We start from the raw sequence: 24,293 nt of genomic DNA on the forward strand, positions 1-24,293 counted from the left end.
ACCTTTTTTATACACAGTCATTATCAGCAAGAAAAAGCAATACTAAATAACTAACAAAAAGGTTTTAACCGGATAGATTGGATAGATAAAGCACAAAAAACCAATGATTTACTATGTTAAAAATAAGTATGAAACTCGTGGTTAAAAGTTATCTCATTAGGAAAAACTTGATGCCAATTGGAACAAAGAGAGGGAACCAAGCGCCCCTCCTTTGTATGGGTGAGATAGTGAGAGACGTAAATTATTATTCCTATTTTCACAATAAAAATACACACTCTATATTATTCGGCCTGTGCGTTATGACGCATAAAAAACACACGAAAAATGTGAGATACAGCTTATATGCATGCTAATTATTATCAAGCATATTAACTAACAGCATAATTGAAGACATGATCAACTTGGGGTCATCCAATGGCATATTATGACTCACTGTATTCGACACTATTTGTACAGCGTTTGGATTATCAGCAATGAGAGATGCATGAAGCGAACGCCACACTGCTTTGCCCTCTTTACTATGCCCTATCCACCAATCGCTTTCTCCTTCCATACTCGAAGAAACAATTACAGTAGGTATAGACGAAATTTTTCCTTTATCCAGCATGGTGCTAGAACTATACTGTCGTTGCAAAACGGCCCACTCAGCATTTTGATGCATTATTTTATTTAACGTTTGATTGTCTCTTTGTGACCAACTAAAGTTCAGCTTGTTTAACTCAGCCAAAAAAGCTTCATGACTCGGATCCAATAATACTAAGCCTTGGACTTCCCTAGGGTAGGTAAACGCATATTGCCTAGCATGTAATCCACCATAAGAATGGCCAATCAAGATCACATTACTTTTAATATCTAAAGCGCGTAGTAATGCCCATAACCGTTTATTTGAACTTTGTAATGAAATATCAGAGCTAACAGTTGAAGCACCGATGCCTGAGCGTGAGTAGATTATTACTCTTTGATTCAGTTTTCTAAGTTCTGATAACACTGGCAGCCAGTAGCTTGACCCCATACCTATACCAGACTCAATGACAATATTATACTTACCTTTACCGACATCAATGTACTCTAAACTGCCACTTGTTATATCAATCAGCTTAGTAATACTATCTCCATATACAGGCGCACTGCTCCATGTACAGGCAAAGAAAATCATAATTAATACTTTTACGTGCATAATGAAAACCTAGTTCAGATAAATATTAATTTTATTTTATATGATAAAAAATCTAAATAAAAAAAAGAGTTCTTAGTTACTTTTAATAAGTATTAATTGACCCACCGGCTATTACCACCAATACCGTATGCAATGGTGTAAATCATCACCGAGGATCCTACACATGACTCTCCCGGCACCATTTACTAGATAAAAACTATAGTATCTGGATCACAATTATAGAGTGGATAAATTTTTTAATGGGTGTGGAACATCGTTAAAAATAGCGTTGATAGACGTTAAAAGGTGCGCTCATCAAATAGAAGTCACCACCTACTTAATCTACTGAAGCTGGTATCACACTCCCTGCGGCGGCTCAGATTACAATACATAAGAGAGGAATATCTTAGAAACTGCTATTTAAGTCGAAAATGATCCTTGCCATATCTATGATAATTAACAGTGAATACGTAATGCATCGTCATTTTAAATTAACACCTGGCTCAGAATACACAGACGAATGCTTCAATATATTCATATGAAAGCCATATGAGGTAATTGTACGTTACTTATTTTATGGCAGTAGGTGTGTCACCCGACAAAACGACTTACAACTTGATACATTGGATACATAGCAACCGGTTTTCCGATATGATCCGCAAATCCCATCGCCTTATATTGTGCAATATCTTGTGGCATCACATTGGCAGTCAACGCAATAATAGGAATATGAGGGTTCTTTTGGTGGATTAACGTAAATGCTTCTATGCCGTCCATTTCTGGCATTTGAATATCCATTAAAACAACATCATATTTATCGTTTTCAAAAGCCTCTACCGCTAATTTACCATTTTCGACCAAGACAATGTCAGCGCCTGTTTTACCCAACATTTTTTCGATAACAAGCTGATTTATTTTGTTGTCTTCTGCTATCAAAATCTTGACATTCGATAAATCAGGCAATGTCTCTTGGCTATGTTTTTCAAATGCTTGCACATTTTTCGCTTGTTTCAATGGCAATGTCACAGTGATCTGAGTGCCTTTTCCTTCCTCACTGATAACCTCTATGGAACCGTTCATCAGTTTGACTAAGCTTGACGTAATCGCCAAACCGAGTCCCGTTCCACCATACTTTCGTGTCGTAGATGAATCCGCTTGTTCAAAGCGGTTAAAGATAGACTTTTGAGTTTGTTGATTCATGCCAATACCAGTATCACTCACCGAAATGCACAACGCGTCATTACTATGCACCTCGACATCAATGGTAATACCACCTGAATTAGTGAATTTGACGGCGTTTGCAACCAAATTAAGTAAAATTTGCCGAACCCTTACAGAGTCCCCCAGCCAATTATGAGGACAGTCATGCTTGACACTTGCTTCTAGGGAAATCGATTTTTCTTCTGCCGCACAACTTAAGTCTGACATTACAGATTCTGTCGTTTCTACAATAGAAAAAGGCGCCACTTCCAATTCTAATTTGTGTGCTTCTATTTTTGAAAAGTCCAAGATATCGTTGATTACTGTTAATAAAGCTTTGGCCGAATAGACTGCTTTCGAAACCAAGTGCTGAGATTCTTTGTCTAGACTGTTTTGCTCCAGCACTTGTAATGTGCCCAATATACCATTCATCGGCGTGCGGATCTCATGACTCATATTGGCCAAAAATTCACTTTTTGCTTTAGAGGCCTGCTCTGCTTTATTTTTGGCTTCTATCAACGCTGTATTCTGCTTACGCATTTTGTCTCGAGAACGCTTCAATTGACCTGAATATTTACGGTTAAAAAAGCCAACATTACAGCAATATAGATAAATACTCGTCGCTGCAATTACTTGTGTAATTAAAGGAGACTGATCAACAAATTCAAAACCGAGGACAAGCCCACCTGACAACCCGCCCATTACTAAGAAAGCACTACAACTATAAAACCTTCTTATACCCCCAAGGATCAAGCTATTTAGAGAATTCACAATTAGCAGCGCAAAAACAATCCAAACTTGAAACCCCACAGCTGAAAACCACAAACCATAAAACAATGCATCGAGATGCAAATTAATGTATTCGGCAGATTTTTCGTTAGATACAAGTTTGCTGTGACAACGCGCTACATGAGGCCATAAAATACAATTTATTATGATAAAAGCGCCAGATATGGATGTTAAATCAGCGTAAAGTGCGCCGATTAACATAACCGCCATAAGTAAACCACCTATGATACGAGGCGCATAGTTTTGTTTAGCCAGTGAGGGCTTTTTTTCACAAGATTCGCTTGTAGATCGAGCAGACATCATGTCAAAGGTTTCTGTCCAAAGGCAGTTTATCCTTTAACTTTATACACTAAAACAAACATTTCTATCTATTTTTTAACTTAATTTGTTAAAAAATTAAATTAACTCGACCTGACCTAATGTGTACATTGTCAAATTTTCCCACGTACACTTTGTCAATATGCAAGTAGAGCAAAACGCAAGCCTAAGCGGGAAAGTCAGGCCAAATCAAAACATGTAATGTCATACATAAAATAACACCCACAACCCCCAATACTAGCGGTTTTGTATACTTTTTTTTAGCGCTCGTTTTCGTTAGCATCGCCCAAAATATGAAAACATAAAGTAATACTTCACCAGTGTGTTTCACGGTCAAAATTTTGGTCGAAAAATCAGTCATCCAGAACTCTAAAGCCACACTTGAAAAGTACAATGACCAACTAGCCTGATAAATAACCGCTAATGGTAGTGCACATAACAATACTGCTTTCCATAATGGGTAAAGCCTCACTTTCTGACTTCGGTCTGTTCTCTTGTTTTTTTGGCTCAAGCTTATAAACACCTCATAATGTTCAAGAGGCAACACTTTCACACTGCCTCTGGAAAGCCTACCCAGTGCATCTATAGCTTCACATAAGCACTTTGCTCACCATGAATGAGATGTGTGGGCACGATCACCATTTTGTTATTATTTTCCCGTAAAGTAAAATAATGTTCCGAGCATTCATAAGAATATGAATTGTTCTCTCGAGGAATAATACGGCGCTTTTTCTCTCCCTCATACTGAACATACAGCTGACTGTCCTCAAAAGTAATCGACAGAGTTTGAAATTCGTGACCACGATAATTACCAACAAGCTTCTTAGCCAAAGAGCTTATTTTTGCTTCATCTTCAATAGGCTTTGGAGAAAGGTCTAACTGAATTGCAACCATATCGAGTATTGCAAGGCCGGGGAAATATTTATCTTGGTTACTCATACCGGTGGCGACCAAATCGTGTTCAGGCAAATAAACATGCCAACTAAAAAATCCAGGCACCATACCAGCATGATTGTAACTTATCTCTCCACCTAACTTAAAAACATTCAATCCCAATCCATAATTTGCAGTTGAATTGTCATTGAGTCGCACTTTTTGGGTCATCAAGTTCAAGCTTTTCTCTGCGACGACTTCACCTGACATCAACGCTTTATTCCATACTCTCATATCTTGTAAAGTAGAAGCGATAGCGCCTGATGCGTGGATCCAGCTACGATCTACTTTCCATGCCCTGTCTTTTGATTTTTCCGCTTTAATGTGTTTATTAGGTGCATCAAAGTTTGTCGTATATCCAACCACGTCATTTACACGTATTCCCTGTGTGACAACAAATGTATTGTCCATCCCTAAAGGCTTGAAAAATGTGTTTTGCATATATTGGTTATAAGGCATGCCCGTGGATACCTCGATTGCTTTGCCTAACAGGATATAGCCTAAGTTAGAATAGATATGGGTATCTCCCGAGTTAAAACTAAGCGGCAGCCTCGTAATAATCTTTATCACTTTATCTAGAGATGCATAGTCTCCCCAGACATTGTTCACAACAGGGTCCCCTAAATAATCGGATAGTCCAGAAGTATGGGTTAATAAGCTAAAAAGCGTTAACTCTCTATATTTAGGATTAATATCAGGAATAAACTTCCCTATCGAATCGTGCAATGACAAAACGTCATTTTCAGCGAGCTTTAAAATGGCAGCAGCCGTAAACATTTTTGTCACCGACCCTACCTGCATTACATCATCCACCTTAAGCGGACGTTTTGTCTTTAAGTCTGCCAAGCCAGCAGCACCGCTGTAAATCACTTTATCGGATTGCGCTATCTGGACAATCAACCCAGGGTCATCAGCAGCACTATGACACTTTAATACAGCATCAAACTCTTTTTCATTTGCATTACTGGCAAATGCACAGAGCCCCACACATATACTTATTACACTCTTTTTCATCTTGATTCATATCCTTTGGGTCTTGTTATTGTTTTGACTGGGTTATAACGTACAAAGATGAAAAAAAGGGTGAAAGTTTATTTGGGATCTTACCTTGATATTCCAATCAAGGTAGTGCTCTAGACCCAAGGTCGCTCTACTTAACCTTTAGACGATTTAACTCTAATTGCCTCATTGGCATAGCATCAATATCACGATATATCGCCTTTTCATTTAGACTTTCAAACAGATAGCTCGCTTTTATGGTGCCATCCAACCCAATTAGATGAGCTGTACTTTCAGGCATTTCATCGCAAAGTTGAAACTTGAAATCACTCGATTTCATATTATCTTTATTGAGTTCGAAAACACCGAAATATGAGCTTGCAAAAATCCGTAACTGTCGTTTAGCCAGTTCCTGCTGATTAAATTGCCCAGCCAAACGCACCAAGTTGCCTTCTTGCAGAGCACACACAACAAGCGCTCTATTTTGCCACTGCAGTTGCTCTAATACGGATATTTCCGCCCAAACGGGGTAAACCATGCCAAGCTTGATAGCGACCACCAGATGAAATACGGTTTTATTTAAAAGCATACTTCCTCCCAAAACGATTTAATACGTCTTGAATACATAGTAAGCTCATCTATGCAGTCGTTTTATGATCTAATTTTCTCTCTATTGGTATAACTATAATTAAAAAATAATAGGATAAGCAGTGTCATGGTAAGACTCTTATATTTATTATTGCTGATTTTCTCCGTTGGTGTATTTGCTCAAAATACCGCGACAGGGCCACATATTGAGGTGGCACTGGTGTCAGAGCATAATCAAGTACGTGCTGGCGAAACACAGTGGGTTGGTATCTTATTGAACCCTGATAAGGATTGGCATACCTACTGGCTAAACCCGGGAGATTCAGGTGAGGCGCCCACCATACAATGGCACAGTGATGCAGACATTGAATTTGGAGATATTCACTGGCCGCTTCCAAAACCAATTCAAGTCGCTCATCTTGTTAACTATGGCTACGAAGGTGCGACCTTGCTCATGGTCCCTATCAACCTCAAGCAGGCAACTAAAGAGCGCGTCGCTATTAGAGCTAATTTGTCTTGGCTGGTCTGTAAAGAAGACTGCATCCCCGGATGGGCAACATTAACAATAGCTTTGCCTGTCGCTGACACTATAACGCTATCAGAACACCAAAACCTGTTTGAGCAAACGCGATTAAACTTACCAGAAAAGCACAAAGACACCGCACAGTTTGAAGTTACAAGCACGCACCTTGGTTTACAGACCACCCTGCCTTATCAATCTGACTGGTACGTATTCCCTTTTAGAGGGGACGTAATTGCTCACAATGCAAATCAGGTTTGGGCACACCAACCAAACAGCGCACAAGTCGTCATATCATTATCAGACTACTTTGCGACACCCAGCGAGCCACTCAACTTTTTAATCAGCGACGGTAAAAGTGGTTTTTACGTTAAGGCCATACCGAATAACGCAAGTAATGCGAATGCCCCCCCACCGTCACAACCCCTTTGGTTAATGCTGCTATTCGCATTTTTCGGTGGACTCATTCTTAACATTATGCCCTGTGTACTGCCCATTCTGTCTATGAAAGCACTGTCTTTCACACAGTCACAAAAGACAAATCACTGGGGGTACTCAATCGGAGTTTTAGTCAGCTTTTGGTTATTTGCGAGCATCATTCTGGTACTAAAAGAGGCTGGGAGCGCAGTTGGCTGGGGCTTTCACCTGCAAGAACCGTTACTAATTGCTGGGCTGGCGTTTTTATTCACCTTGATTGCCATGATGTTGTGGGATTTACTGCCAAAAGGCATCAATCTGGCAGGCGTGGGGCAATCGTTAACGGGCGAAAGTACCTTTACTCAGCAGTTTTTCACAGGAGTACTGGCGGTCATTGTCGCCTCTCCCTGCACCGCGCCATTTATGGCTACAGCGCTCGGTGTAGCCATGATAAGCCCAATGTTAGATACCCTCGCTATTTTTACCGCACTCGCTGTCGGGTTTGCACTGCCTATGACGCTACTTTCACTGTCTACTCGTTTTGCTAACTTGCTCCCAAAACCTGGGGCTTGGATGCAAACATTTAAGCATTTTCTCGGCTTTCTCATGCTGGCTACTGTTGTTTGGCTTGCTTGGGTATTTCTGTCTCAGACCAGCAGCTTTGGTCAGCTGTGGTTGTTGTCAGGGCTATTAGGGTTTACATTTCTTATTTGGTTGTCCGCGAAAGTCAATCGGGTTTATTGCGTTATGAGTCTATTGCTCGCAATAACGTTTGCTGCGTTTTGCAGTGTCAAAGGCACGCAAACAACCAAAGTCGTCAGCGAGCAAAAAAACAATCACTTTAGTGCACAAAAACTCACCGAGCTACGTAACAATGACCATGTGGTGTTGGTAAATATGACCGCAGACTGGTGCATTACTTGTAAAGTAAACGAGCAAGTGGCTTTAAACAATGCTGACCTACAAGCCTTATTTGAAGACAGCAAAGTCGACTATTTAGTGGGTGATTGGACCAACAAAAACCAAGCAATTTACGAGTATTTAGGACAATATCAACGCTCTGGTGTGCCTTTATACGTTGTGTATGCGGGTAACCACAGTAAGCAAGTTTTACCTCAGGTTTTAACACCTGACATCGTAATAAACGCTATTCAACAAGCAAAGAAGGAGATTAACCATGCAACGTCTAACTAAATGGCTCATGCTGTCTATGCTGTTTGCACCATTGCTCAGTATCGCTGCAGCGAAAGTAGACACCCTCGCCCCTGATTTTAAGCTACAGGACTCATTTGGCAAAACCGTTAGCCTGTCTGATTTTAAGGGCAAGTATGTGGTACTTGAGTGGACAAATCACTTGTGTCCATATGTCGTGAAACACTATGGTAGTGACAACATGCAGTCGTTGCAGCGTCAATACACGCAAAAGGACGTCGTGTGGCTTTCCATTATTTCCTCAGCAGAGGGAAAGCAAGGCCATGTTAGCGCACAAAAAGCCAATGAACTAACCCAGAAGCGCAGTGCGGCACCGTCACACGTATTGTTTGATGAAGATGGACAAGTCGGGCGATTATACAAAGCAAAAACCACCCCACATATGTACATCATAAACCCACAAGGCAAATTAAGTTACGCTGGTGCAATCGACAGTATTAAATCAGCCAACCCCGCTGATATTGCAAAAGCAACCAACTATGTCACAGCAGGCTTGAACAACTTGCTGGCGGGCAAGCCTGTCACACAAAAGCTAACAAAGCCTTATGGCTGCTCAATTAAATACAAAAGCTAGCCCTATATAGAAAGTCGAGCTTAGAGCCCTATCTATGAGATTTCTCAATTCGGGCGTTTACTCGACTTCTACCTCACCCAAATTGCAAATATACTCATCGCCCCACTCCATCACTTGATGTTCATCTAACTCCAATGCGCCTTGGTTTTGCAACGAAATGACTTTAGAGGCAACCAGTTCAAGCTCGTTCACATCGCAGGGCTCAAACAATTCAGGGTGTGCCTCGGCTATTTTTTTCGCATTTTTTGGACAAACCGTATGTAGTGGATGCTCAAATGGCACATAAGGACCCAGCAACACTTCGACCACCATAGGCTCGTCTTCAGCCCCCCAAAAACAATGTGGCGTAGCATGAGGGAACAAAATCACATCTCCAGGACCCACTTCTTTTTTCGCCATTTTTCCTTTGCATGTTTTCACAATAGCGGTACCAAAACCTTCCAAAACAGAAATAAGCCGACTACTTAGTGGGTGTACATGCACATCACCTTTCACCACTGATTTGGGTGGGAACATATCAAAACCAAATGACAGTCCATCCGCATCCTGCTTGACGATTTTAGTCAACATACAGTCTATTTTTTCCCATGCAACTGACTCAAACTCATTGTGGTCTGGTAAAACTTGCAAGGGCACTCGTGAAAAGTGATTGCCCTGCTGCCACTGCGATAGAACAAACTTATCAAGCTCAGCTCTCGTTAAGTCACCTCTATTGGCAAGCAAATCGGTTAAGTTAGCAGACATATTCATATTCCTTTTTGATACTGTTCAAATTTCAGTTATCCGCTAGCTGTGTGGCTGTAGCTGACAACCTAGACAACATATTCATAGATGGCACTGACCGTAAAAACTCAAAACGAGTGCAAAGCGCACATATTTTTCGCTTTCCGACTGTTCAAATACGGTTTTAAGTTAAAAAAATGTAACCAAAACATGTGTAATGGTCAAATAAATACCCACAAAAGATATTAAGATTGAGTAATACGGGCCCCAAATTGCGCCGTCAAAACTGCATATCAGCACATGTAAAAACACTCAACTTATTAATATTAATAACTTAAATGGCAGATTGCCTGCATCGGATAAGTCGATTCAAGGTGCACAGCTTCTTAGTTTTTATGAATTTTTTAGACACTTGATGACTGTGCTACTTGCACGACACGCAGGCCTCACACTATACTGTATATATAAACAGTATAGGTAACGTATGAAAGTAATCCCCATCAAAGCCCAAGCAGGTATCACTGGGTTTGAATCACCAGCGGCAGAATATAAAGAACTTGGTTTATCGTTAGATCAACTCTTAGTCAATCACCCCAACGCCACGTTTATCGGGCTCGCATCTGGCGACTCTATGCAAGGTGTTGGGATCTTTGATGGTGATTTGTTATTAGTTGATCGCGCTGTTTCCCCTCAGCAAAATGATGTCATAGTTGCAAATTTTAATAATGAATTTGTCTGCAAGCTGCTCGACTTACAAAATAGAGTACTGCGCTCAGCATCCACCCTTTATGCGCCAGTCAAGATCAGTGAATGTGATCAATTCCAATTAGAGGGCGTGGTCACAGGCTCAATACGTATGCATCGAAAAAATTCAGGGTTAACCAGATGTATGCGCTAGTCGATGCCACCTCATTTTATGCCTCTGCTGAGAAAGTCTTTGATCCGCGTATTCGCAATAAGCCTGTTGTGGTGCTGTCAAATAACGATGGTTGTATTGTGGCAGCGTCCCCTGAGGCTAAGCGCTTAAATATTCCTAAGTTTCAACCTTACTTTAAACTGAAATCAGTTTTGGCTGAGCACAATGTCGTTATTCGTTCTTCCAATTATGAGCTGTATGCAGATCTGTCAGACAAGATGATGAAGGTGATTAATCAATTCAGTGATAATCATCATATCTACTCTATCGATGAGTCATTTTTAAAATTCGAGGGGTTTGGCGACCTTGTTGACTCTTGGGAACAATATGGGCATGTTATCAGGCGCAGCGTGTGGCGCTCCACCAAGCTGCCGGTTGGCGTGGGGTTTGGCCCAACTCCAACACTTGCAAAAGCGGCAAATCACGCCGCTAAAAAATTTAAAAATGCGACGGGTGTTGCGGTAATAAATAATCAACAAAGCCGCAGGCAAATACTGGCGAATTTAAACGTGGAGGATGTCTGGGGCATTGGCAAACGCCTGACCAAACAGCTCAATCAACAAGGCATCTATAGCGCCTTAGACTTAGCCAATCAAAACCCGCGCTTGATGCGCAAACAGTTTAGTGTGGTTTTAGAGCGCACAGTATCCGAACTCAATGGCGAAGCTTGCCTGTCTTGGCATGAGATCACACAAAGAAAAAAAGAGATATACAGCACACGTAGCTTTGGCGAGCGCATCACCGATCCAAAAGCACTTAAAGCCGCACTAGCAACCCACTGTGCCATTGTCAGTAAAAAACTCAGAAAGCAAAATTCATTGGCAAAAAATATTGTGATTTTTGCACACAGCTCACCGTTTGAAGACCGCTATTACAAAAAGTCTTTTATCCAGAAACTCCCCGTCGCTTCAAGTGATGTTAGAGTGTTTACCAAAGCTGTTAGCGACATTTTTCATCAACTATTCCAATCTGGCGTGAAGTATTACAAAGCTGGGGTTGGTGCGATTGAGCTTGAAGATGATACTTTTTTACAAACTGATTTATTCAGTCAATCTCAAGATAGCCCAGCTCTGATGAAGTGCCTTGATGAAATCAATACCAGATTTGGCAACCACACTGCACGTACTGGTGCACAATTACAATCTAATGCATGGCACATGCGCCGCGCGTTTTTATCACCTTATTACACCACTCGTTGGTCTGATATTCCCCTCATAAAATGCCAATGATACCCAACTTCTCATAGTTACCCACTTAAGATAAAGTCCTTACGAAAAGTGCCCTCTTAGGAAACGCATCGCACCAAAACAGCATTTTCTATCCACAGTTTTTGTTAATAGGCTGTGGTTAACTTTTTCTAACTCTCAAATCTAAGCAAATAAGTATTAATAAATAAAGGTGATGACACACGGCGTTGTACAAATTAACACATACACTCAACACCGCACATTAATAAGGTTAAAACCATGAAATAGCTGTGTTTATTCTAAATCCGATACGAGTTTTTTTATGAATTAATAAGAAGTATGTCACTTTTTCAGCACAAATACGCTCAAAACCCCGCCTTTACCACTACATTAAGAACCATATTTATTAACTAAAACTGCATAGATATTAACTGGATGTTTTTTAACCCAAAGCGATAGTAAAAACATCTCTCAATATTGTTAAACGATTCGAATGCTATTGTTAGCCCCACATTGAAGCAGCCCTCTATTATTAACACCAGTCAATGGATGAATGATAGGTTTTCAAGCATATCAACCGCCTTGCTAGAGCAACTCAAAACGTGCGAGTCACTCTAATCGTGGTATGACATCATGATGAACAAGTTCAACGACAGAGTCTTAATATGTCCCTGAACTTCACAAAAACAACTTTAAAATACCATGCAAAAATTTTGGGTCCAAAGACACCAAACAGCAGCTTAAAAATCAAGTACGCTCAAACCAAAAAACACTTAAATTTCATTGTTATAAATTAACATCAAGATAAAAAATAATAAAAATATACATAAGAAATAATGCTTTAATAAGTCTTCTTAACCAATAAGCCATATCTAAGGAAATATATGAAATTACTCGCTCTCACAATTAGTACCATTTTATTAAGTCAAAGTGCTGTTGCCCAACAAACTTTAGATGGTACCTATGTACTCACAACAGATGAGTTTCACAATGGCTTGATAGAGTCCGGTCAATCTCAAGAAATCATTTTAGCCGGAGATAAAGCGCACTTTATGGCGCACACCACAGCCCAGTTTTTATCCGGCAGCACGGCGCAAAATGGCAATATCATTCAGTTTAAACTCTCAAATAAAACACCTTCAAGTACTCAGTACTTTGCAGGAAATGTAGACATCAATGGTACTTTTAGTGGTACTTGGTTTGCCGCAAATGGGACTAAAGGTGACTGGAGTATGACCGCATTTCAGCCAAATACAGCAACTAGCTGTAAAGATATTTTAGATGCAGGCCTTAGCCAAGGTGATGGTGTGTATGAAATTAGCGCTTTATCAGGTGAAGCAGTCAATGTTTACTGTGATATGACCCGAGATGGCGGTGGCTGGACACTGGTAGGAAGTTATCCAAAATCGCAACCAGGGGGTATACACCGTATCGAAGAGTATGGAGACATCCCAGAAACAGACCCTAATAACGTCACCAGACTTTGGTTATACAAAGGCGACTTAAGTGTATTTACTGATGCAAAAGAGCAAGTTAGCTGCTCAACCGTCGGTTGTGGAGATGGCTACACTGTTTACGGCCAAAACTTTACTCCTAGAGAGCTTGAGCTGGTTCGATATAATTGGGGTGCGTCAGATCGCCTAGAACTGATGCCTAGGAACTCTGATAAACCAAGCTGCACCACCTCTTTAGCGCCCGATGCGTATGTTTTTGAAGGATGTGTGGGTACTGCTTACCTAGGTGGTAATGTTTCCAACTCCACTGTTGGCTGGCAAGGTGACATAACTGCTCCATATTGTTGGGTAGCTAGAGGCACATACAAATCGAACTCCTCTGGTTCTGCGGTTTGTAGCCAAGGAAATGAGCCAAATGGCTCTCAGTGGGCACTACTTTGGATGAGATAACACGACATTCATAGCTTGAAAGGCGCATAGAACAGCTGATGCGCCTTTCAAGCTTAATATCGCCCTCACCTTGCGTTTCGCCAATATGCTTCACTTCTCTGCTATTCACTCACCTATCCATTAAAGCTAAAAGCCCAACGCCTCCAGAAAATAAAAAACAAAAATACACACCTGTATGAATAAAATATTCACAACAAAGCAGATTAATGGTAAGTTTTAGTCTCAGCAAATTAGCTGACATTCATAAAGGAGTAATATGATGAAAAACATGAAATTGAAAAAAACCCAACTAAAATCTTTGTCACTTAAAAATAAAGCGCTTTCACACAAAAATACCCCAGCCGTGGGCGGTGGTGCATCAGGCACTATGTGCATTACGCTTTCAGTAGATGACTGCTGTACGATTCCCCCCACAAAAGATTTTTGTTAATTAATCAGTGAAAATAATAGAAGTGGCAGAGATGTCACTTCTATTGAAAAACTTTAAATATGCGCTCAGCACCGACTTTTATGTAACTTACTTCTCACCTCATTGAGCTTGGCTTGCGTAAACTCATAAGCTTGCTGTGCTATTTGATAGGCATCAGGGTATTGATTCGGTGTATCCACTTCCGGCACCCAAAACTTGCGTCGGGTCAAACGAAGGCCCTGATCAAATGCACCCACCGCATTAAAAATCTCCACCGCAATGGGACCATCAAATCGCGACAAAATAGGTGTAAATATACCTTCCCATGGCAACCAACAATGCACTAAATCCCCCCTATCTGGCGGTGACGCTTGCGCGTAATGTAAACGATTTTGATCAGCAAGGTAATTAATTTGCTGTGCAAAAACCTCAGGCCCATCACCATCTAACGTCTCTTGCGCACTGTCAAGTACCACTCCCACAGTTGGATCTTCTATGCCATCTAAAAACGTGATCAACTGCGCCAGTTTATTCGGTCCTGGCGTCTCCCAATGGCTAATTGGTTCAATCGCCAGTTTAACGCCTTTAGAAGAGGCATAAGCGCCAAGTTCAACAAAACTAGGCTGTGCTGTTTGATAACGCTGCGAAAGTTCATCTTGTAACTTGTCACTCCATACGGCTTGTCCATTTGGCGCGTCAAATACAAAGCCCCCATAGGGGATCACTAGCGGTCCCATCATGATCTCACCACCTAATGCAGCGGTAATATCAATTCGAGATTTTAAATAAGCAACCCCTGCGTCGCGAACAGATTTACTGGCCGAGCTTGGGTCGCACGAGGTTGTAGCCCCCACATTAGTCGCAACTTTGATATGCCCGAAACCCTCATCATCCATACGCTGACGAAAAGCCTTATAGGCATTTATCTCATCCTCGTAAGTGGCAAATGCATAAGCTGTGGTGTCCTCTCTACCAGGGTGAAACTCAAAACCGGTATAGCCCATTTCAACCAAACGTCGAATATGGGTCATCGCTTGGTCCAAAAATGCATCATCCTCTATTGAGAAATTAGACCCAAACATAAAAAAGCTAAAATACATCTCCGTATTATGCTGCATGCGATAACTCCTTTATCACTTAAAGGCCTGTGACTTCTTTAAGATACTTACGCGCCATTTGCGCATACAGAAGCGGGGTTGCATTGGCAGGATTTTGTTCTGCCTCTACAATCAACCATCCGGCAAAGCTTTTATCTGCCAATGCCTGTAATATCTCTTTAAAATCTAAGCACCCAGCAGGGTCTCCCGGCACAGTAAACACCCCTTTTAAAATGGCCTCTTTAAATGACAAGTCATTGGCCAAACTGTAATCCATAATGTCTTTGCGGATATTTTTCAAATGAACGTGTCTGATCCGCTCGCCGTATAGCCGAATAAACTCTAAATTATCGCCACCAGCAAAAAATAGGTGCCCCGTATCCAAACAAAAATGCACGCAATCAGGGTCAGTTAGCTCCGCAAATCGCGCAATTTCATCCATCGTCATCACCCCTGTGCCCATATGATGGTGATAACACATTTTCACCCCGTGGCAATTGGCTTTGTGACCAAGTTCGTTTAAGCCATCGGCGAGTCTGCGAAATTGTTCATCTGTAAACTTAGGTGCATTAGGCACTAAGGCAATGGGCTGCTGATGAGACGAACCGCCAAGTTCAGCCAGTACTAAGTCCCCACTTTGCATCTCTTTCAAAAACTGGATTTCTTGCTCAAAGCTTTGAAACGTTTGCTCTTTCATGTCATTGATTGTGAAGTAAGTGCTAACCCACGGTTCAGAAATCACTAACCCACGCATATCCAATTCACGCTTTAATACCACGGAATCGGAGGGGTATTTATGCCCACGGCTACAGCCTTCGAAGCCAGCCAGAGCCATCTCACTCACAATCTGCTCAAATGGAATCCCGATATCAATATCTAAGAAGTCATCGTTGACCCATCCAGTTGGGGTAATACCAAATTTTACAGCGCCTTGTGGAAACATTGTTTGTCTGCTCATGATAAACATCCTGTTGGTGACATAAATGAAAGTAGGTACTTACATTTATTTTTATTGAACACTTTGCTGCTTTACAAACTGCCAGCTATTGTCGAAATGAATTCTCGGTGGCTCGCTCCAAGAACCGTAACCTGGGCCTTTTGCACCTGATGGGTTGGCATCAATCGCTTGCCAAAGTAAGCCCTCGGTATATGAAGCAGAGCTAACAAAAAACGTTTTGTCCTGCGCACTTTTGCCATAAACCTCTCGCCAAGTGCGTGGTAATTGATACCAGGTGCCGGTGTACCAAAGCTTGATGATATTTCTGGCAACCGGCCCTAATTTCACATCCCCCATAATCTGTTGCCGTATACCAGTCAGAAACATCTGCTCATCACAGGCACATTCATACACGGTTTGAAACACGCTACATAACTGCTCAACCGTATCAGCTCCAACAATCTCATTGAGTGTTTTATAGTAGTTTTCAACTTGCCCTGTACCATGTAATGCAAATGCGTTGAAATCTGTGAGTGCACCTGATAACTCGATAAATTGCTGTTGATTTTGCTGAGTATTCATTACGCCCTCTCCTTATGAACACAAGTCCGCCCTGCTGTACCGTTCAACGAGTCACGGCTACTGGCTTCAATCTCGAATGTTGGACCTGCGTGCGCATTAGACTCAATCGAAATCGGATTACGGATCAATTGACTGGCATACTCTTTCAACCTGAACATATCGCATACTGCACCCAACAGAAGGTTTTGATGACCACTGAACGCAGCATTGATGATGCCCAAAAACTCATGGTAATGATGGTTAAAATCTTTCGCGGCTTTTAATAAAGTAGGGTTTTCTGTAAAATCCGACAGCTTAGGGTTTGCCTTGATCGGATATACCTTACGAAAATCAACTTCAAACTGAGCACCAGTGGGATTATCTGGTGTATCACCATGTCGATAATAACGGCCAAACTGTAACTGCTTGAATCGATAGTAATGGGAGAGCTCTCCCTCACTATCAAACTCTTGGTTCTTTGTGTCTTCGTCAGGATATGGCTTCCCTTCTCCTTGTTCTTTGATCAATTTCAGCGCGGTAATGGCAGATTTTTCATCCGTGACTTCTATGACTTCGCCACCGCCAGAGTAATAATATCTATTGGAAACCTGATATTTAAGGTCACCGATAAAAATGGTTTCTCCGCATTCTCTGGCCTGCGTCTCTAAAAATTTAATGCCCTCAATAATGGCATCGTAAAAATCACCGATGCTATAAAAACTGTAAGTTGGCGATTTTAGCGGTTTTATCGCATCCAAATGAAAGCGCGCATGATTTGCACGCGTGATACAGCCATTAAGGCAAGTACTTGAAGTGCTTTCTTGGGGCTTTGAAGGCCGCTCAATATTCAAAAACGTCTCAAGTGTCTCTGGTGTAAAAGCGGCAATCGAGACTTGAAAGTCTTTCTCACCATCCGGCAAATAAGTTGGAAATGAAGGCATGAAGCCTTCACTCAATAAATTGGGATGTCGACCCAATGCATTGAGCACATTTGCAGACAACGTCATATGGAGCATCTCTTCAACCAAAACCGCTCTAATAACCGCTGTAGCTTCTAAATTGGTTTCAGGATGAATACTATATAATGCCGTTAAATACGGCGGAATTGTCGCATGCTCAAGCTGAATCGCAGCATCTAACATCTGATATAAATCATCAATGGTATTGATAATACGTTCGTTCATGAGCGCGCTCCTTTAGCCAGTTTAAAGGCATCATCAGCCACGACATTCACGCGATAACTGCTCAAATGTGCCAAAATATGCTCAGTAGTTTTAAAGCACAGCGCCGCAAGTGTTAGAGTGGTATTTGACGTACCAATACTCGGCATACTGCCTGAGCCAATCAGGTATAAGTTACTGTGATCCCATGATTGCTGATACTCATTCACCACAGAGTTTTTAGCAGAGGTGCCCATAACATGCGTACCAGAAAAGTGGTTACCACCTCGGAAGTAGTAACTATCACCTTGATAATTAAACGAGCCATAATCAAGCAATGAATAACTTGAAAAGTCCTGTGCACCAAGGCGCTGGAAAAATACTTTCGACGTTTCACGTGCGTAAGCAATACCCGCTTTGGAGTAATCAGACAAGTTATAATTGACGATTGGGCGCATGTTACCGAGCGCATCGGTATATTCTGGATCAACCGTAATGCGGTTGCTTTCATCTGCGGGCTGCTCGACCATATAAGCAAACAGCAATTGATTTGATATTCTCTCAACCGTACTTTGGCGCAGTGCCTTACCAAATTTATTTTCAGTGTCGACTAACTCTTCGATATCAGAGAAAGGCGATCCTGTTGCCCAGCCCCAACCATCATTATGAATATCAACACCAAACGGCGCTTGCTTGGCTCGGCTTTGTCCATATCTAAAATCCGCAATGCCAGAGGTGCACTTTGTCCCTCGCATTGTCCCCGCGGCCTCTGGCAATAAACCCCAAGCAAGCAAATAAGTATGGTCCATTAAGTTTTTGCCCATTAACCCGCTAGAGCTGGGTAAATCAGACGCGAGCATAAGTCGGGCGTTTTCTACCGCGTTGGTCGCTAAAATAAAGGTTTTTGCAGTGATATTGCCTGTCGTATGCTCAGGTGAAGAGGATTTAGTATAGTGCTTGAATTCAATATGACTGACTTGATCAGTACACCCATCTACAAAGACTTTGCTGGCAACTGCTTGTGGTAAAAAATCAAGGTTACCTGTTTGCGCTGCGCTGTATAACGTTTTACGTGCGTCATATTTGGCTTGTACAGGGCATATCGGCACACAGTTGTTATTGCCTTGGCAGCGCCCGCCTTGCTCACTCTGCACAGCGCCCACAGCTCCTACGGGTTTAAACCCCGCACCGTTTTGATAATCCGCATTAGGAATGCCATTTCGACCTTGTGGAAACGGACGCACTTTTACCGTGTGTACTTCGCCTGCTAACTCAAACTCTGCGCCATCAATGCCTTTGGCCACCACTTGATCAAGATAAGAGGCCGGTAATCCATGCATCGGATATACATAGCCTGGTTCGTATTTAAGCCCATAAAACCCTTGCTCCTCAACATTAGCTGACACGCCAATTTCACGTTCAGCCATGCGGTAATAGGGCATCAAGTCATCATAGCTGATAGGCCAATCTAACCCGACACCGTAGTGGGTTTTGATTTTAAAATCATCTGGTAACATACGCAGAATTTTGGCTTCCCAGTGCATGGTTGTGCCACCCGTTACCCGCGTGTAGGTACTGTCTAGCGCCAAAGGCCCATTTTGCACCATGTACCCTTGAGTATCCATTTGACCCAAACATAGTTTGCGAACATCAGTCGACCTAGGCATAGGTGCATTTGGGTTATCAGGATATGGCGCGTTGTTATCTTTTGACGCGTTGACATAATAATTAGATACATACTCCTTGAAGCCGTCATAACTTAAGCTTTTTGCGGGTGCTGCTTCAAGCACAAGTACTTGATACCCTCTAGAAGTGAGTTCTTTCGCGGCAATCGCACCGCTAATCCCTGAGCCAACGATCACTGCATCATATTTACCGTCATTCGAATTTTGAATTGCCTGCTCAGGTGTTACTTGCTCTATTGTTGAATTTGATTCACTCATTCAAGTGTCCCCATCTTATTCCATTAACAACAGCATTAACATTCAAGCTAAAAATCAGTGTAGCAGATATTACAAAATGGCAATTATAAATTAAGTACCCAAAAAGAATCCGGCGTAAATATTACAAGAACAGGTTCCTAAAATAGATGCTTATGTAGATAAAATAAGCAAATAAGTATAAAAACTCAAAATAAACCATCTTGAAACTAGTCTTTCATAGCTACGTTTTAGTTTCCCCAACCAAATTAATAACTTGTTAAATAAATCGAAATATTTAAGCGAGTAGCTGTTTTTTGTGTATATACTTTCTGATGCACTCAGTGCGACTACAACGGATTGCTAATGTGAGACAGTTAGTGAATGAACTTGGTTGTATGTTTGATTTCTCACACCGACATTCCGAGACAATTAACACCTTTACTCTTGGAACACTTATGACAACTCAAACGAACACGGTACTCAAATCAGAGCAAGAATACCCGACAGCTATTGATGCACAACCACTTGAAAAGTGGGCAAAAGTGGCAAGACAACATGTGCTAGATAGGATGATTGCGAATATTTCACCCGACGATGGAGAGCGTGGAGCTGTACTCGCCTCTCCCTCTCGCACCAACCCAAACTACTATTACCACTGGGTCAGAGATGCGGCACGAACAATGAGCGAAATTGCCAAGCTCAATGGCCTTGATCGTAGAAATTTTAAAGATAACTACTACGACATGATGATTGACTATGTCGAGTTCACCAAAATAAACCAAACAACACCAACTGTCAGTAATAGCTTAGGCGAGCCCAAGTTTTACGTCACTGGACAAGCGTTCAACGGACCTTGGGGCAGACCACAGAATGATGGCCCAGCGCAACGCGCGCTCACCATCACTCGCTGGGCACATACTCTGTTAGAGAATGGTGAAAAAGGCTATGTCACAGGCACTTTATACGACTCAAAAGAGCCTTCATTTAGTATTATCAAAGCAGATTTAGATTTTGTTGCGAACCACTGGCAGGACCCTTGCTTTGACCTGTGGGAAGAAGTCGATGGCACCCATTTTTATACTCGACTGCTACAACGCACAGCGTTGCGCGAAGGTGCTGATTTAGCGAATAAGCTCAATGATCCGGGCGCAGCCGATTACTATAATCAACAGGCTGCATTGATTGAAAGTGCAATGGATGATTTTTGGAGTGAAGAACAGGGCTATTTTCTAACCACGATAAACCGTGTTGGCGGGCTAGATTACAAGTCGTCAAATCTTGATGTTGCGACAACTTTAGGGATCTGCCAAGCATTGTCAGACACCCACCCTTTCCTAAACCCACACGAAGATAAAGTACTGGCAACCGCCTATGCACTTCACCAAGCTTTTGACCCTCTTTATCTGATCAACGCGATAGAACACACCACATCTGGCGACCCAGTCTCACCGGGCATTGGACGCTACCCAGAGGATAAATACGCAGGTAGCGCGCCACTTGGACAGGGTAACCCTTGGTTCTTGTGTACTGCCTCTTTGAGCAGTATTTGCTACAAAGCGGCAGCCTTGTTTGCAGAACAAAAAAATATTGAAATCAACAAGTATAACCTCGGCCAACTAGATTTGGCTGTGAAACTGGTCGACCCCAAATGTCAGCTTGAGGTCGGTGGGTGTTTCAGTAGTAGAACCAAAACATTCAAGTCCATCACCTCTGGCTTAAAAGCGCTTGGAGATGCCTATCTTCGCCGTATCCAGATCCACGCAGGTGAGCACACGTCATTGTCGGAGCAATTTAGTCGCTACGACGGCTACATGACCAGTGCTGAACACCTAACTTGGAGTTATGTATCCGTCGCCATCGCCATTGATTTACGCAATGCGTTAAAAGTTTGAAATCACCGACGGCCGAAAGCACTGAGGTTACGGTCGTTATTAGAGTTTATTAAACCGTACTTGGCCAAAAGCAAATAATCATGCTTTTAGGATGTGGCACACAGTAACAGCGGATGTTGATATGGTAAAAGCACAACAACTTTACCCACACTATGCGCAGCGCAAGTTGCGCATAGTATCTGTGTTTACTGCTACATCACCTTATAAACAAGTCATTTTTAATCGTCATACACGTTATCTTTGGCCAGTAGTTCTACCGTCTCATTATCTATTTAGCTGTCACAAAGCACGTCGTGCATGTGCTTTGTCTCTTTTATCTATCACAGCGAGTAAATGCTATGAACATACCTATTACCAACCCTATCAAAATTGTTGTTAAACACACAGGCAATGTAAAAATCCATACATTCATCTCTTCATACGAAGGCGATAATATTGCCAATGCAACACACATTATTGAAAGTGAAAATGTCCTAGTACTGATTGATGGCCAATTTTTAAGCCCCTATGCGAAGAAGTTTCGCGAGTACGCCGACAGTTTAAAAAAGCCAATCGAACGTTTGTATTTATCACATCGCCATCCAGATCATTGGTTTGGCCTTGGGGATGCATTTGCAGATATTGAGATATATACCTTGCCTGAAACCATCGACTTTTTAAAAGCGCATGGTGAAGAGTCTCGTGAAGACCATATGGGTAAATTAGGCGACCTCGCGCCGGAAAAAGTCGTTATCCCACAACATGTGGTCAGCCCCGGTATTGAGATCATCGACGGCGTAAAATATGTCATTGAGCGTATCGTCGATACGGAAATTGATTATGGGATCACCTTAAAGCTCCCCGACCTCGGCGTATTTATCGCCCAAGATTTGCTCTACAGCGGCACGCATTTGTATCTGACCAAATATCTCGATCATTGGATGGAGCAACATGAAGATATGCTGACATCCGACTATGACTTATTTTTACCAGGACACGGTGCACCTGCAGATAAAAATGAAGTGCTCGAAAACCTCAAGTATCTGATTGCCGCTAAGCAAGCCATTGCTGATGGACTGAAAAATCAAGAATTTAAAGCGTTTATGCTCAACAAATTTCCAACTAGGCAGTGCCCAGCCATTTTCGATATTTACCTACCCAGACTCTTTGATGGCGCAAGCGAATATTAATCAACACTAACCAAATTGATAGGTGGATCAGCATGGATACACAATACACAGTAGGACAGTACCTCACTCAAAGACTTGAAGAGCTTGGCCTAGGTCACTTATTTTCAATCGCGGGGGACTACACCATTGAATGGATCAACAAACATATTGAGCCAAGCAGTATTGAGCTTATTGAAGAGGTCAACGAACTGAACGCAGGTTATGCAGCGGATGGCTATGCCAGATTAAAAGGCATTGGCGCTATGTGCTTTACGTATTCTGCCGGCACCCTCAGCGCAGTAAACGCAGTTGCGGCATCTTACGCAGAACGCATCCCCGTGGTTGTGGTCAACGGCGCACCGAGCATACAAAAGCGTCTCACCGCCCAGCAAACTGGCTTTACGTACCACCATATGATTGATGGCGAAACCGACTTAAATATCTACAAAAATATCACCGCAGCGGCAATCAAAATAGATAACCCTGAACTTGCGCCCAGGCTGATTGACTATGCTCTGACTGAGTGTATCTCACAAAAACGCCCCGCTTACATAGAGCTGCTGGAAGATATGGTAGAACAGCCTTGTGCAGCCCCACAAGGCAAGCTTACACCGCTTACGCCTATCCCGCTGCAAGTCAATGTAGACCAAGCCATTGATAAAATTCAGCAAGTTTTAACACAGGCTGAGCGCCCTATTATTTGGCTAGGTGCGGAAGTTGATCGTATGGGCCTTCATGAGGAGGCCAATGCTTTAATCAGAAAACTAAACTTGCCTTATGTGACAGAGCTCATCAGCAAAGCGGTATTTTCCGAAAACGACCCGCTCTTTGCAGGTGTTTTTGATGGTCAAGCCTCTTCTGAGGTCACCCAAAAATTAGTCAATGAGTCTGACTTTATATTAGGCTTAGGTGTCTGGCTGTCAGATATAAACTCACTGGGCCAAGCGGTAAATTATGATAAAACCGCGCTTATTTCATGGGATACCGTGAAGCTGGGTACCTACTTTGTGCCACAGGTACCACTGGCAAACTTTATCGAAGAACTGAATCAAAAGCCACTCTCAAACTTGTCTGCATGTGCAATCCCAAGCGAAGCACCAGACAGTAGCGAGCAATTTAGCGGAGATATCAGCTACCAAGGCTTTTATGACTTTATCCAGAGCAAAGAATACATTAACGACAACGTGCTTATCGGCAGTGACGCCAGCTTAAACTTTTTTGGCAGCCTACTGCTCAAAGTCGGCACACCAAGAGGCTTTGTGGCCCAACCGACTTACTCGTCCATTGGCTATATTGGCCCAGCAGCGACAGGCATGAGCCTTGCAAAACAAGACCACCAACGTGTATTTGTATTCTCTGGAGATGGTGGATTTCAAATGACACCCCAGTGTTTGTCGACACAAACCAGATTTAAGCTCAACCCGATTATTTTTGTCATGGACAACGGTGTATATGGTGTAGAACAATGGTTGTACGACGCCGAAATATTCTCAAGCGATCAGCCATTCTTTGATTCATGTATTTTGCACCAGTGGGATTACTGTAAACTTGCCGATGTATTCGGCTGTAAAGGCTGGAAAGCCAATACGTACGAAGAGCTCAACGAGGCAATTTTGGGCGCGCTTGAAAACTTAGATAGCCCTTCACTAATACAAGTTCGCGTGCCACCTAAATCACTACCCGATAATGCTAAGTGGAAGAAAAAATAAAAACCACGCGCAGAGTGATGTT

The 24,293-nt window shown here is 42.2% G+C and carries 19 protein-coding genes; 9 read left to right on the plus strand and 10 right to left on the minus strand.

Going from position 1 to position 24,293, the window contains the following annotated elements; genetic code table 11:
• Positions 1 to 349: 349 nt before the first annotated feature.
• The 4 genes from S4054249_RS14005 to S4054249_RS14025 all read right to left on the minus strand — a co-directional run bounded on the left by S4054249_RS14005 (position 350) and on the right by S4054249_RS14025 (position 5,984).
• A complete protein-coding gene (locus tag S4054249_RS14005; protein WP_052961113.1) occupies positions 350 to 1,177 on the minus strand; it encodes an alpha/beta fold hydrolase in 828 nt (275 codons plus the stop codon).
• A gap of 570 nt (positions 1,178 to 1,747) precedes the next feature.
• On the minus strand, positions 1,748 to 3,355 hold the full coding sequence (locus S4054249_RS14010; protein WP_167354847.1) for an ATP-binding protein: 1,608 nt from the start codon (positions 3,353 to 3,355) through the stop codon (positions 1,748 to 1,750).
• Between the two features lie 690 nt (positions 3,356 to 4,045).
• Positions 4,046 to 5,410 carry a serine hydrolase domain-containing protein gene (locus tag S4054249_RS14020; protein ID WP_046357773.1) on the minus strand — a complete coding sequence of 455 codons (1,365 nt, stop codon included), beginning with the start codon at positions 5,408 to 5,410 and terminating at the stop codon, positions 4,046 to 4,048.
• Between the two features lie 136 nt (positions 5,411 to 5,546).
• On the minus strand, positions 5,547 to 5,984 hold the full coding sequence (locus S4054249_RS14025; RefSeq protein ID WP_046357772.1) for a DUF4174 domain-containing protein: 438 nt from the start codon (positions 5,982 to 5,984) through the stop codon (positions 5,547 to 5,549).
• A gap of 126 nt (positions 5,985 to 6,110) precedes the next feature.
• On the opposite strand from S4054249_RS14025, the gene S4054249_RS14030 reads away from it, so the two are divergent.
• Positions 6,111 to 8,114 (plus strand): protein-disulfide reductase DsbD family protein, encoded by a 2,004-nt coding sequence (locus S4054249_RS14030; RefSeq protein WP_046357771.1) that lies wholly within the window; start codon positions 6,111 to 6,113, stop codon positions 8,112 to 8,114.
• A complete protein-coding gene (locus S4054249_RS14035) occupies positions 8,098 to 8,706 on the plus strand; it encodes a thioredoxin family protein (protein ID WP_046357770.1) in 609 nt (202 codons plus the stop codon). Before S4054249_RS14030 ends, S4054249_RS14035 begins: the two co-directional genes overlap by 17 nt.
• A gap of 57 nt (positions 8,707 to 8,763) precedes the next feature.
• Here the strand turns inward: S4054249_RS14035 and S4054249_RS14040 are convergent, their stop codons facing one another.
• Positions 8,764 to 9,450 carry a cupin domain-containing protein gene (locus tag S4054249_RS14040; protein WP_046357769.1) on the minus strand — a complete coding sequence of 229 codons (687 nt, stop codon included), beginning with the start codon at positions 9,448 to 9,450 and terminating at the stop codon, positions 8,764 to 8,766.
• Between the two features lie 463 nt (positions 9,451 to 9,913).
• Between S4054249_RS14040 and S4054249_RS14045 the strand changes: the two genes are divergently transcribed.
• From S4054249_RS14045 to S4054249_RS26615, 4 genes are all read left to right on the plus strand, one after another.
• Positions 9,914 to 10,327 carry a LexA family protein gene (locus S4054249_RS14045; RefSeq protein WP_046357768.1) on the plus strand — a complete coding sequence of 138 codons (414 nt, stop codon included), beginning with the start codon at positions 9,914 to 9,916 and terminating at the stop codon, positions 10,325 to 10,327.
• The gene (locus tag S4054249_RS14050) at positions 10,315 to 11,574 is read left to right on the plus strand and encodes a Y-family DNA polymerase (RefSeq protein ID WP_046357767.1); all 1,260 of its coding nucleotides are present in this window, start codon (positions 10,315 to 10,317) and stop codon (positions 11,572 to 11,574) included. The genes S4054249_RS14045 and S4054249_RS14050 overlap by 13 nt, the downstream gene beginning before the upstream one ends.
• An 842-nt stretch (positions 11,575 to 12,416) precedes the next feature.
• Positions 12,417 to 13,436, plus strand: coding sequence for a fibrinogen-like YCDxxxxGGGW domain-containing protein (locus S4054249_RS14055; protein WP_046357766.1), 1,020 nt, complete (start codon positions 12,417 to 12,419; stop codon positions 13,434 to 13,436).
• A 256-nt stretch (positions 13,437 to 13,692) separates the two neighbouring features.
• A complete protein-coding gene (locus S4054249_RS26615) occupies positions 13,693 to 13,866 on the plus strand; it encodes a hypothetical protein (protein ID WP_155401410.1) in 174 nt (57 codons plus the stop codon).
• 65 nt (positions 13,867 to 13,931) lie between these two features.
• Here the strand turns inward: S4054249_RS26615 and S4054249_RS14060 are convergent, their stop codons facing one another.
• Genes S4054249_RS14060 through S4054249_RS14080 form a run of 5 tightly spaced genes read right to left on the minus strand, consistent with a single transcriptional unit; the run spans position 13,932 to position 19,543 of the window.
• Complete coding sequence (locus S4054249_RS14060; RefSeq protein WP_046357765.1) at positions 13,932 to 14,963, minus strand: sugar phosphate isomerase/epimerase family protein; 1,032 nt, start codon at positions 14,961 to 14,963, stop codon at positions 13,932 to 13,934.
• Positions 14,964 to 14,982: 19 nt separating this feature from the next.
• Entirely contained in the window at positions 14,983 to 15,900 is a 918-nt protein-coding gene (gene iolE, locus S4054249_RS14065; RefSeq protein WP_046357764.1) for a myo-inosose-2 dehydratase, read from the minus strand.
• Between the two features lie 51 nt (positions 15,901 to 15,951).
• The gene (locus S4054249_RS14070; protein WP_046357763.1) at positions 15,952 to 16,461 is read right to left on the minus strand and encodes a hypothetical protein; all 510 of its coding nucleotides are present in this window, start codon (positions 16,459 to 16,461) and stop codon (positions 15,952 to 15,954) included.
• Positions 16,461 to 17,624, minus strand: coding sequence for a ferritin-like domain-containing protein (locus S4054249_RS14075; protein ID WP_046357762.1), 1,164 nt, complete (start codon positions 17,622 to 17,624; stop codon positions 16,461 to 16,463). Before S4054249_RS14075 ends, S4054249_RS14070 begins: the two co-directional genes overlap by 1 nt.
• Positions 17,621 to 19,543, minus strand: coding sequence for a GMC family oxidoreductase (locus tag S4054249_RS14080; RefSeq protein ID WP_063881477.1), 1,923 nt, complete (start codon positions 19,541 to 19,543; stop codon positions 17,621 to 17,623). The genes S4054249_RS14075 and S4054249_RS14080 overlap by 4 nt, the downstream gene beginning before the upstream one ends.
• 434 nt (positions 19,544 to 19,977) lie before the next feature.
• Between S4054249_RS14080 and S4054249_RS14085 the strand changes: the two genes are divergently transcribed.
• The 3 genes from S4054249_RS14085 to S4054249_RS14095 all read left to right on the plus strand — a co-directional run bounded on the left by S4054249_RS14085 (position 19,978) and on the right by S4054249_RS14095 (position 24,271).
• Positions 19,978 to 21,414 carry a glycoside hydrolase family 15 protein gene (locus S4054249_RS14085; protein WP_046357761.1) on the plus strand — a complete coding sequence of 479 codons (1,437 nt, stop codon included), beginning with the start codon at positions 19,978 to 19,980 and terminating at the stop codon, positions 21,412 to 21,414.
• 338 nt (positions 21,415 to 21,752) lie between these two features.
• A complete protein-coding gene (locus S4054249_RS14090) occupies positions 21,753 to 22,583 on the plus strand; it encodes an MBL fold metallo-hydrolase (protein ID WP_046357760.1) in 831 nt (276 codons plus the stop codon).
• Positions 22,584 to 22,615: 32 nt separating this feature from the next.
• Complete coding sequence (locus S4054249_RS14095) at positions 22,616 to 24,271, plus strand: alpha-keto acid decarboxylase family protein (RefSeq protein WP_046357759.1); 1,656 nt, start codon at positions 22,616 to 22,618, stop codon at positions 24,269 to 24,271.
• Positions 24,272 to 24,293 lie beyond the last annotated feature (22 nt).

Source organism: Pseudoalteromonas luteoviolacea (genome assembly GCF_001750165.1).
GTDB lineage: Bacteria > Pseudomonadota > Gammaproteobacteria > Enterobacterales > Alteromonadaceae > Pseudoalteromonas > Pseudoalteromonas luteoviolacea_G.